11 protein-coding genes and 1 rRNA gene are annotated in these 10,649 nt (G+C 40.9%); 11 read left to right on the forward strand and 1 reads right to left on the reverse strand.

Features of this window, described 5'->3' with window-relative positions; genetic code table 11:
* Window positions 1-119: 119 nt before the first annotated feature.
* The 7 genes from ACHUFZ_RS20720 to ACHUFZ_RS20750 all read left to right on the forward strand — a co-directional run bounded on the left by ACHUFZ_RS20720 (window position 120) and on the right by ACHUFZ_RS20750 (window position 5,825).
* Window positions 120-674, forward strand: a complete 555-nt coding sequence (locus ACHUFZ_RS20720) for a hypothetical protein (protein WP_394128641.1) — start codon at window positions 120-122, stop codon at window positions 672-674.
* A gap of 155 nt (window positions 675-829) precedes the next feature.
* The gene (locus ACHUFZ_RS20725; RefSeq protein WP_061893183.1) at window positions 830-1,351 is read left to right on the forward strand and encodes a GNAT family N-acetyltransferase; all 522 of its coding nucleotides are present in this window, start codon (window positions 830-832) and stop codon (window positions 1,349-1,351) included.
* Between the two features lie 133 nt (window positions 1,352-1,484).
* Complete coding sequence (locus ACHUFZ_RS20730; RefSeq protein WP_394128642.1) at window positions 1,485-1,976, forward strand: GNAT family N-acetyltransferase; 492 nt, start codon at window positions 1,485-1,487, stop codon at window positions 1,974-1,976.
* Window positions 1,977-2,554: 578 nt separating this feature from the next.
* Window positions 2,555-3,331, forward strand: coding sequence for a methyltransferase domain-containing protein (locus tag ACHUFZ_RS20735; RefSeq protein WP_021458338.1), 777 nt, complete (start codon window positions 2,555-2,557; stop codon window positions 3,329-3,331).
* A 115-nt stretch (window positions 3,332-3,446) separates the two neighbouring features.
* Entirely contained in the window at window positions 3,447-3,983 is a 537-nt protein-coding gene (locus ACHUFZ_RS20740) for a GNAT family N-acetyltransferase (RefSeq protein WP_394128643.1), read from the forward strand.
* A 141-nt stretch (window positions 3,984-4,124) separates the two neighbouring features.
* Window positions 4,125-5,234, forward strand: coding sequence for a hypothetical protein (locus ACHUFZ_RS20745; RefSeq protein WP_394128644.1), 1,110 nt, complete (start codon window positions 4,125-4,127; stop codon window positions 5,232-5,234).
* Window positions 5,235-5,504: 270 nt separating this feature from the next.
* The gene (locus ACHUFZ_RS20750; protein WP_394128645.1) at window positions 5,505-5,825 is read left to right on the forward strand and encodes a DUF2845 domain-containing protein; all 321 of its coding nucleotides are present in this window, start codon (window positions 5,505-5,507) and stop codon (window positions 5,823-5,825) included.
* A gap of 143 nt (window positions 5,826-5,968) precedes the next feature.
* Here ACHUFZ_RS20750 and rrf read toward each other — a convergent pair.
* A 5S ribosomal RNA gene (gene rrf / locus ACHUFZ_RS20755) occupies window positions 5,969-6,084 on the reverse strand.
* 1,883 nt (window positions 6,085-7,967) lie between these two features.
* Here rrf and ACHUFZ_RS20760 point away from each other — a divergent pair.
* The 4 genes from ACHUFZ_RS20760 to ACHUFZ_RS20775 all read left to right on the forward strand — a co-directional run bounded on the left by ACHUFZ_RS20760 (window position 7,968) and on the right by ACHUFZ_RS20775 (window position 10,492).
* Window positions 7,968-8,333, forward strand: a complete 366-nt coding sequence (locus ACHUFZ_RS20760) for a DUF1353 domain-containing protein (protein WP_394128646.1) — start codon at window positions 7,968-7,970, stop codon at window positions 8,331-8,333.
* Window positions 8,334-8,491: 158 nt separating this feature from the next.
* Entirely contained in the window at window positions 8,492-9,136 is a 645-nt protein-coding gene (locus tag ACHUFZ_RS20765) for a glutathione S-transferase family protein (protein ID WP_394128647.1), read from the forward strand.
* A gap of 225 nt (window positions 9,137-9,361) precedes the next feature.
* On the forward strand, window positions 9,362-9,973 hold the full coding sequence (locus ACHUFZ_RS20770; protein ID WP_394128648.1) for a hypothetical protein: 612 nt from the start codon (window positions 9,362-9,364) through the stop codon (window positions 9,971-9,973).
* 168 nt (window positions 9,974-10,141) lie between these two features.
* Window positions 10,142-10,492: a nucleotide pyrophosphohydrolase gene (locus tag ACHUFZ_RS20775; protein ID WP_394128649.1), complete on the forward strand. Its 351-nt coding sequence runs from the start codon at window positions 10,142-10,144 to the stop codon at window positions 10,490-10,492.
* The last annotated feature ends 157 nt before the right edge of the window (window positions 10,493-10,649 follow it).

Consider the following 10,649-nt stretch of genomic DNA (forward strand, 5'->3'; position numbering starts at 1 on the left):
CTTCGGGTTGAATTTAGTGTTTACGGTGCAGTGCTCAAGTTCAGTGTTTGCGCTGCTCACACGTTAATTGGGCGTTAAGCAGCAGGCGAAAAATTAACATCAACAGGAGTTTTGTAGAAATGCCATTAAATCATACATCAATATATGCTGATTTGACCGATGAGCACTATGCGCTGATTGGTCGTGTCGTTGTTGAATGGTCTAACATTGAGTTTTTACTGGGTAGTTTACTTAGTCGCTTATTATTCACTCCAGAGTTTCCTGGCAGAGTGTATTCTCGTGGAATGGGTGCGGCTAAACTGCAACGAGCAATAACAGATGCGCTCGAACTACATCGACTACGTTATAGAAATCAGATTGTTGATGAAGATCTTGAGTCGAAAATATCTCAAACAAACAGACACCTTAATAACCTAAGACAAACAAGAAATAAGTTTGCACACTTTTGTTGGGCAAGAACGAGTGATGATGAGATTTTTGGTACTGGTTTTTCGAGCGCAACGGACGGTTCGAAACGGTCGACTAAAGACTTTGTCAGTTATACTGTTGAAGAGCTAAAAGAATTTCATACACAGCTATACACCGTGGTAGATGAATTAAGTAATGTCCTTCAGTTGATCCCTGAAATGCATGAAGATGGCATCTCTAAGAAGTTAGGTGAGTCAGCTGCTTAACAAAGCATTTAAGTCGGATTCCCAACGCTCGGCATTTTCGGTTTGCTTTGAATTTAGTGTTTACGGCACAATGGTTTAGGTAGAGTGGTCTGCGTTGCTCACCACTTAATGCGGCGTTAGTTTGCTACAAAGAATCGGGAAGTATTGAGGAAGATATGAAAGTAGATATTAGACCAGCCAAGGAAGACGAACTGGAATCTCTCCATTCTTTGGTTATTTCAAATGATGAATGGATGAAGTTCAATGGTCCTTATTTTCCATATTCTCACCCAACATTAGAACAGTTTGAAAGTTCATCATTTCAACGTTTAGTCGCTGGCTCAGACTTACAATTAATTACTGTTGACGATATTCCTGTTGGAACGGTTAGTTGCTACTGGGAATGTGAAGAAACTCGTTGGCTTGAAGCTGGTGTGGTTATTTACGATGCACAGTATTGGGGTAAGGGAATTGCTGCGCTTGCTCTGCCTTTATGGGTATCGTACTTGTTCGAAACTAAAGAGATCGAGAGGGTTGGTTTAACCACTTGGTCGGGTAATCCTCGAATGATGTCTTTGGCCTTGAAACTGGGTTTTCAGCAAGAAGCGAGACTTAGAAAGGTTCGTTACTACAATGGTGAATACTATGACTCCGTCAAATATGGTGTGTTACGGTCGGAGTGGTCAGAACGCAACTAACAATAAATTTAAGCAGATTCGCAACGCTTGGCATTTTAGGTTTGAATCAACTTTAGTGTTTACGGCACAATGGTTTAGGTCAGGTGGTGGCGTTGCTCACTACTTAATTTGGCGTTATGTGCTTAGGAGTAAAATGGAAATTGCGAAAGCGAAAGTAGCTCATCAAGACCAGTTTAAAGACTACGTTGAGTCCTGTATTGCAGATGGTTTAGAGCTCTATGATGAAGCAAAAACTGACAGTTATGCGTATCTGAAGAAGAGAGTCGCATACTCCAAAGGTGTGGGATTGCCTGACGGTTGGGCGCCAATAACAACTTATTTTTGTATGGAGTCAGGTGTAATTCTCGGTTCAATCAGAGTTCGACACGGTACAAACGAGTACATTGAAAATGTCATAGGTCATATTGGCTATGAAACCAGACCGACAGCTCGTGGTAAAGGAGTCGCCTCATTTCTTCTCGCTTGGGTTCGTGACAATGTTGTATCTGACTCAGCTATTTTGACCTGTTCAATCGAAAACTCAGCTTCACAAAAGGTCATTGAAAACTGTGGTGGTGTTTATCTGGGCAACTACACAGATGAAAGTGAAGGTACAGTAAGGCGCTACCGTTTGGTACGCACATAACAATAAATTTAAGAGTGATTCACAACGCTCGGCGCTTTCACTTCAAGCAAGTTTAGTGTTTATGGCACAATGCTTTAGGTAAGGTGTCAGCGTTGTTCACACCTTAATTTGGCGTTATAGCGCTTTGAAAATTCAAGGGTTGTAAGGTTTTGGAAAGTTGCTGGCTTCAGTGTTTTTGAGTTCGATTCCTTAGCCTGAATCAAGGTGGTAAATTCTCGCAAGCCAAGCCAGTGTTGGTTTCAAAATCACTCGGCTTCATCAGATTTTGAAGTTTGGTTTCCGGCTAGCTTTCCTAAATTCTCGACTGAATCGGTGTTTTGGGTTTTGTGGTCTGGTTGCAGAGGGTTTTGTTGGCTAAGATGCTGTTCATTGAATGCAAGCTAAGTGCTCATTGCCAAGTTAAGTCTGTTTGCTTGTATCGCTACAACAAACAGTTCAAGCAGACCAAAAACGCGTGGCACTTTTGGTTTGCGGTGAGTTTTGTGTTTAGGGTAGTTTGCAGAAACAACATTTGTGCGTTTTTGGCTACTTAACTGGGCGTTATCTTTCCCCCAATACAATGACTTAATGAGGTATAAATGGATTTTAAAAATGCAACACCAATGAATAAATTACAATATGCCAATGAGTGGTCGAAAAACTCATCTGGGTTTGAAAAAAGAAACTTTTACACATGGATGGCAAGTACTTTACCTAGCGCGACTCGAGCACTAGAGATTGGCTGTGGTGCTGGTTTTAGTACTTTGGAAATAGCCAAAAAAGTTCCTAAGGTTATATGTGTTGAGGTAAATGAACACTTAGCTTCAAAAGCTGAAGAATATTTAACCAGTCATGGCGTGTCCACGTCAGTTGTAAAAAGTGTTAACGGGAAATACCAAGAAACAAGTTCTCGAGTAGATATCTTTATCTTAAACCTATTTGACGTCGCGAAATTCCAAGTTTTCCAACAGGCTTCATTTGATATGCTAATCTGCTGGTTTATTGGTTCAGACCCTTACACTATAGCTAATGGCTTCAACCTTAAGGTTGAAGATCTAGAGCCTAGTCATATGGCTCGCTATAGAAACAAGGTACACAAAGATGTCTATGACGCGGGCAGGCAATTATTAAGTAATGGTGGAAACGTTAGTATCATAGATAGAGGATTAGTACCGTTTGAAGTCAATATTGATGATGTAAAGAACTATCTTTTAGACCTACATTTAGATGTTTCTAGTGGTAATTACAATCGCGGAAAGGCTGAAATAAAATTTATTGATACTGAGTTTAAATCTTCACAATTACAGTACGTTGCCGAACAATCTAACCCTCAAGGAAATAAAGTGCTCAACTCAGTAGTTATGATTAAAAGATAACAAAGCATTTAAAAGTGATTCGCAACGCTTGGCAGTTTCGCTTCGCTCAAGTATAGCCAAGTGTCGCTCACACCTTAATGCGGCGTTATGCCTTACGAAGAAAAAGGAACTTTCGATGTTTAAAATCGAGACTAAGCGCCTGATAATTAGGGACATGATGCTAGGTGACGAGGATGCTTTCGTTAGTATGTCTCAAGACCCGAAGTATCAGCGTTTTTACGATGAAAGTGACTGTAACCCTGATAAATACCGAGAATTAACTCACCTTTTTGTGGATCAAATATCTGAGATTCCTCGTCAATCGTATCAACTAGCTGTTGAAAGTAAGGTCTCGGGAAAGTTTATTGGTACAGTTTGCCTGCGATTGGAGTCTAATAACCAGGCTTCAATGGGTTGCGCCTTTTCTAGGGAAGTTCAGGGTAGTGGTCTAAGTTTAGAAGCGTCAAAAGCACTTTTAAACTTTGGTTTTTCAGAGTTGGGTATTCATCGTGTCTACGCAGAAACCATCAGCAGGAATTTACCTGCTATTAGGTTGTGTAGGTCACTGGGCATGAGACAAGAAGCTCACTTTAAGGAGCATCGCTTTTTTAAGTCAAAATGGTGGGATACTATCGTTTTAGCAGTTTTACGTAGCGAATGGGCACAGGCATAACAAAGCGTTTAAGACGGATTCCCAACGCTTGGCGTTTTCGGCTTACCTCGGGTTAAGTGTTTATGTCACAATGGTTTAGGTGTGGTGGTAGCGTTGCTCACCACTTAACGCGGCGTTAGGTTTTTTACGGAAGCAATGATTATGTTTGATTTACAAGAGTATTGCTCTCAGCAATTTAGTGCAGGGCGCGGTGTTGTAATCATGCCAGCTCTGGGAATTTTTAGTGTTGATGGAGTGCTAACTCAAAGTGGGGTTAATTTTGCTCACAGTTCATGTATATCAGGTGTGTCTAGCATTATTGAACAAGCGCACCTGATTGAATTTCAAGAGGGCTTCACCCCTCAAGATATAGGACACCAACTAAATGGGCGCAGTATTCGTGAAGTAGCCACTACCTTTACAGGTATAAAAAAATCTGTTTTTACTAACTCTGACTTGGCAATTTTATCTTTTGATCCCCTTCATTTTCAGGGTTTTAAAGACCATGACTCTGATTTGTTGTTTCTAAAGTCATTATCTGACCAAGCATTTAATGCCCTAAACGTAATTAGATTTATGCACTGTGATTTGTTTGTTCCTGACAAACTTCCTATGATTCCTGGTTATTGGCAGGGTTCTGATGGCTTCATGGGAGCCTGTATTTCTTTACCAAACCAATTACCTGAGATTGTTGCTGGGAGTCAGATGGGGGGAGCAGTTTCAAGTGGCTTGGGTATTGGCTTGGAGAGTAGTGATACTATTGGTATGGAAGGACACCCCTTTGTTACGACGATAGAGCCCGACGAACCATCACGAAATGAGGTCGGACAAATAATTGAACATGCCTTAAAACTCTATAACAGGGCTATGTATGCCAATAGTGATACATTGAAGTTTATCAACGTAATGGCTTTGTTTGAGTATTTAGGTACCGGGGATAAATATACTAACTTTAAGCAAGTGCGACCGAAACTTCAGTCTCATATCGCCCAAAGTCGGGAGCAATACGAAGACCTTAGTGAAGTATTTCAGATGCTTACGAGCTTGAAAATAGATGGTGTGAATGTAGGGTATAGAACGAGGATCATCCATGAAGGTGCTTTACTTGAAGATCTTATTCCTTCAGCCCCTGAGCGCGAAAAATTATTCCGAGATTTAACTCAATACATTCAGTTTATTATCCGTGGAATGTATCAGTTTACTGACCATACACTTGAGTCTTTGCAAGAACAACGAAAATTGAAACTACAGGCTATCGGAATATCAACCTAACAAACTGTTTAAGAGTGATTCGCAACGCGTGGCATGTTTACTATGCGTTAGCTTTAGTGGTTAAGGTGGTATGCGGGGGCTTCGGCATTGCGTTGCTCACACCTTAACAGGACGTTATGCCTATTTATGCTTATAGTCTCTACAAAAATCTTTTGTTTTTCTCGTCCTACCTGCATCCATAGAATCCCGAGGGGCTTTGTCTATTGAACATGGTTCATATGAAGAAAGCATATCAATGTTTCAGTCCGTTATTTTTTGGAGAGGTTAGGGATGGAGTTGTTCATCTGGTTTGTTGCATTTTTAGTTGTAGGTGTCTTATTTAACATTCGAAAAGAGAAAAAAAGACGCCAGTATTTAATGCAAAAGTATGGGAATGCTAGTTTAGTCGAAAAGCTGATGAAAGGTTCGATTTGGCAGGGGCAGACACAAGGACAAGTAATCGATTCTCTAGGAAACCCTTTGGATGTAGATGAAAAGGTATTGAAAACAAAGGTTAAAGAAGTTTGGAAGTATAATAAGTCCGGTAAAAACCGTTACAACTTAAGGGTAATTATAGAGAATGGCCTTGTAGTGGGGTGGGATAAAAAATAGGCATAACAATAAATTTAAGAGTGATTCACAACGCTTGGCGCCCTCACTTCAAGTCAGTTTTGTGTTTATGGCACAATGCTTTAGGTAAGGTGTCAGCGTTGTTCACACCTTAATTTGGCGTTATAAGTATGCGGCTGAAGTAAATCTGGCGATGTCCTACTCTCGCATGAGGAAGCCTCACACTACCATCGGCGCTATTACGTTTCACTTCTGAGTTCGGAATGGATTCAGGTGGGTCCGCAATGCTATGGTCGCCAAACTTGTTTTACTTCACTACTTACGTAGCTTCTCGTAAACACAAATTGTGTAATAGATTGCAGCAGGTGCCGCACAAAGAATCAGAGCGATTTCCATCACTAGTCTCCTCTAAAGTAAGGAGCTAAATCCCCGAGCATAGTCTATCCAATCACTGCGATTACTCAGTTCATACAACTTGTCGCCAAACACATTGTATTGCTCACTTTATAGGTTAAGACACCTCAAGAGGCTCGCAGTGAAAACATCCAGGAGAAATTACGAATGCTCTCCGTTAATAAGTTCACTTAACAACAATACATTTGGTGGCTGTATGCTATCATCAAAAAAGGCATGTGCAAGTAGATTGGTATATTTTATTGCACAATGTGTTTTAAATCATGTTAAGTGGTTGGTTTCTGCTCAGTTTTGCTTGTAACTTACTCAGCAGTGAACTAATATTAAGTCAGCCAAACACATTGTATTGCTTAACTTATTGTAAGCATGACAATTTAAAAACCCGACAATGTCGGGTTTTTTTATATCTAAAAAACGGGAAAATACTTATAACAAAGCGTTTAAGACGGATTCCCAACGCTCGGCATTCTCAGTTTGATTCAGCTTTAGTGTTTACGGCACAATGGTTTAGGTAGGGTGGTCTGCGTTGCTCACCACTTAACGCGGCGTTAGTTGAAGTTCGAAAACCAATAAACAAATGTTGAAAATATGAAGGGTCATTAGCTCTAGCAACTCACCTGATACGCCCTGCCCCTCTCCTATCTCGCCAGTGGCACTGGTCGTCTAGTGCTTGAATCGACCTTTCGCAGCTTACTGAAATGGTGTGCGTGTTAAGTTCTTTAACTCTGATTCTTGGGTTTGGATATCAGCTCAAGTACCCAAAGTCCAGCGCACTTGGCTGTTGGCTTCATCGCCAGAATTCTTTGCAAAATTACCTCTGCGGCTGCGCCTTTGAAACCAACGGTCATTTCTTCTTTACCAAGGTTCGTTTCGTGCGTTGGGTTTCAGTTCTCAACTGCCCCATTTGCATTCGTAAATGAAATCAATAACCTAAAATCTATTGGCACCTTAGCTCACAATGTAGGCTAAGGCGCAGCAACTAACAAGGCGCTCAACAGGGACTCCTAACGCTTGGCCACTTTCATTCAAATCAGCTTCAGTGTTTAGGGCGCAGTTTTTATGTTGGGTGGAATGGCGTTGTCGCCCGTTAGCTTGGCGTTAGGCAAAGGGCAAAAAAGTTCTTAGTTCTAATCTTCTTGTTCCCTCTGGCAGTTCGTTTTTCGTAGTCGGCAATTCAGCATTGTCGGCTCAAGTCCTTGAACCTCTCCAACCGTAAAACATGTCAAAATTCGTGGGTTGCCTCATTGGTTTTTAGTGTTGGTCGGTGGTGAGTTTCACTGGCTTAAGGTGTGGAAAGGGCTAGTTCAAAGAAGCTTTCGTATTCGCTGTCATTTCGCAGTTTTTGGTTTCTCAGGTTCAAAAGCTACTTTCTCGCTGAAAGGCTGTATTTCGTGAGCGTAAAAAGTGAGGCTGTAACATAGTGGCTTTAGTAGTTCTTGAATCACAAAAAGTCAGTGGGTGATTGGTTGCTTATCGTGTTTAAGGTATTCTGTTTTCAAACCAAGTAAGTGAGTAAACGAGAAATTTGCCTAACAAACAATTCAAGCTGATTCACAACGCTCGGCGCTTTCGGTTTCAATTGGTTTAGTGATTACGGTGAAGTGTTTCAGTGCGGTGGAAGCGTTGCTCACAACTTAATTGGGCGTTAGGCTTACAAGGAGGTTTCAAATGAGGATGCCAGTTTTACAACCCATTCCAATTCGCACGAAAAAGGTCCCTAGCTTGATTTGCCGAATCTATATATGGATCTTTTCAATTCGAAAGTGGCGGGTGAAAGAGGAATGGAGTTATCAGCTCCCAGACGGCAAAACCATTGTCATTCCTGCAGGCTTCGAGTTTGACGGTGCATCGATTCCGCGTCCTCTCTGGATGTTACTTTCTCCGACTGGTTTGTTACTCATTCCAGGATTAATTCATGACTATGCCTATCGTTACGACAAGTTGGTATACAGGGACGAAGAAGGCAATCTAATTGACTATCAAAAAGGTGCTGGTAAAGCGCATTGGGACAAACTGTTCCGCGATGTAGGCATTCAAGTTAACGGTATTGCTTTCATTGATGTACTTGCTTGGTTAGCTTTGTTGGTGGGTGGTTGGTTTACATGGTGGAAGCATCGTAGAAACGAAGAGAAGTAAGCCTAACAATAAATTTAAGAGTGATTCACAACGCTCGGCGCTTTCGCTTCAAGCCAGTTTAGTGTTTATGGCACAATGCTTTAGGTAAGGTGTTAGCGTTGTTCACACCTTAATTTGGCGTTATGAGTATCCCCAGAATTACAGGCAAGGAGCCTAATTTGTTCAAGCTTTACTACTATCCAAACAACGCTAGTTTGGCTCCACACTTTCTATTGCAGCATGTGAAAGCTGACTTTGAATTGTTGTTGGTAGACAAGAAGGCTCAATCCCACAAAAAGAAAGACTATCTCAGATTGAACCCTGCGGGTCGTATTCCAACTCTGATTGTCGATGGGCAGGCGGTTTTTGAAAGTGTTGCGATCTGTATTCATATTTGTGAGTTACACCCTGACTCAGGGTTAATGCCAGCATTGGGTGATGCCAAGCGTCCTTTATTCTTTCAATGGTTAGCATTTCTTAACAATACGCTACAGTCAGAATTAATGATTCGCTATTACCCAAAGCGTCACACAACTAGTGAGTTAGGGGCTTCAGGTATAGTCTCGGCTCAAAACTCTCGTATTATGGAAGTGTTATCCATTCTTGATGAGCAACTTAAGCAACATGAATACTTAATCGGAAATGAGTTAACTGCATGTGACTACTTTCTATTCATGTTGGCAGGGTGGCTACCAGAAGAGGCGCATGTGGAGAGTTATCAGCACTTATCGGATTATCTGAAACGTCTTTGTCGCAATCCAGTAATAAGAGGAGTATGTGATTTTGAGGGGATTGATCTCACACCCTTTGAGTCATACTCATAACAAATTGTTTAAGAGTGATTCGGCACGCGTGGCATTTTTACTATGCGTTGGTTTTAGTGGTTAAGGTGTTATGCGGGAGCTTCGGTATTGCATGCCTCACACCTTAACAAGGCGTTAGAGTTCAGGAGAAATAACTTGGTACCAATAAAAATCATTTCTGTTCGTGACCCTCAATTTTTCTCTGAGGATCAGACTCGAATTCGTTGTTTTGTGCGATCAAACCACATGAAAGAAGAGTACGAATTCATTGCATATAGATTTGATTGTGAAGTACACGGTAGGGATACTTGGGAACGTTGTATTTCTGGGGAGTTTGGCGCTGTAAAAGAGTACGACTCTGAGAATGGCATGAAAGCAGAAATACCGGTGTGTGAAATTCCACCGGAGTACCAAGAGTTTTCAAAGTTCATCGATAAAGTGAATGAAGAAAATGCTAAAAAATCATTTTTGAGTGTAGGGATACTCTGGACATCAAAGTTAGATGCATTGGTTACTGAGCTTTTAAGTGTCTTTTATGATAAATATCCTGATAGAAAGAAAAAGTCTAACTCCCTATTCGAAAAAGTTAATAGGTGTGTCGAATTGGGGTTGCTTGACAATGTAATGAAAGATCGGTTTGATTTTTTAAGAGTTGTTCGAAATAAGCTTGCTCATGAATGGGACATAACTATAGATGATGAAAAGTTAAAAAATGCACTTCATGCATTATATTTACTTGACCACAATCAATTATTTGAGTTCATTGAAGATATCGATTTCCTGCTTCAGTTAATATTTAGTGGTTCATGTGCAAAAGCTGCAATAACAATAAAAGCAAAAATCGAAGACCTGAGATAAGAACTCTAACAATCAATTTAAGAGGGATTCTCAACGCTTGGCATTTTTGATTCTACTTCAAATTTAGTGTTTATGGCACAATGCGTTAGGTGTGGGTGGAGGCGTTGTTCACCCCTTAATTGGGCGTTAGTGTTTACATCAAAATTTACGCAAAAATAGGAAGGCTGTATGAGTAAATCTGTTTATGTTGCTGGTAGTTTCAAGAATCTAGAAAAGATGCAGGCTATACGAGAAACTTTGGTCAGTGCAGGTATTGAAACTACTATCTCTGAGCCCCTTCAAGCTAATGGTATTGATGGTTGCTTGCAGCGCATTAGAGAAGCCGACATTACCTATATTCTAAATTTTGGTGGTTACGTTGGAAAAAGTGTAGCAATGGATATCGGTTATGCTTTAGGTCTCGGCAAACCAGTTTATGCTCTTGAACCTATTGAAGACCCAGACATAACTCACTTGCTGACACGTATTGTCACGCCAGATGAAGTCATTGCTGAGCTCAGTGGAAATAGTAAAAACTAACAATAAATTTAAGCAGATTCGCAACGCTTGGCATTTTTGCTATGCGTTGCGTTTTGTGTTTAAGGTGGTATACAGAGGCTTCGGTATTGCGTTGCTCACACCTTAACAGGGCGTTATGTGAATAGGAGATTCCAATGAACAAGGTAGTCAAAGATCG

This window comes from Vibrio hepatarius (assembly GCF_043642085.1).
GTDB classification, from domain to species: domain Bacteria; phylum Pseudomonadota; class Gammaproteobacteria; order Enterobacterales; family Vibrionaceae; genus Vibrio; species Vibrio hepatarius_C.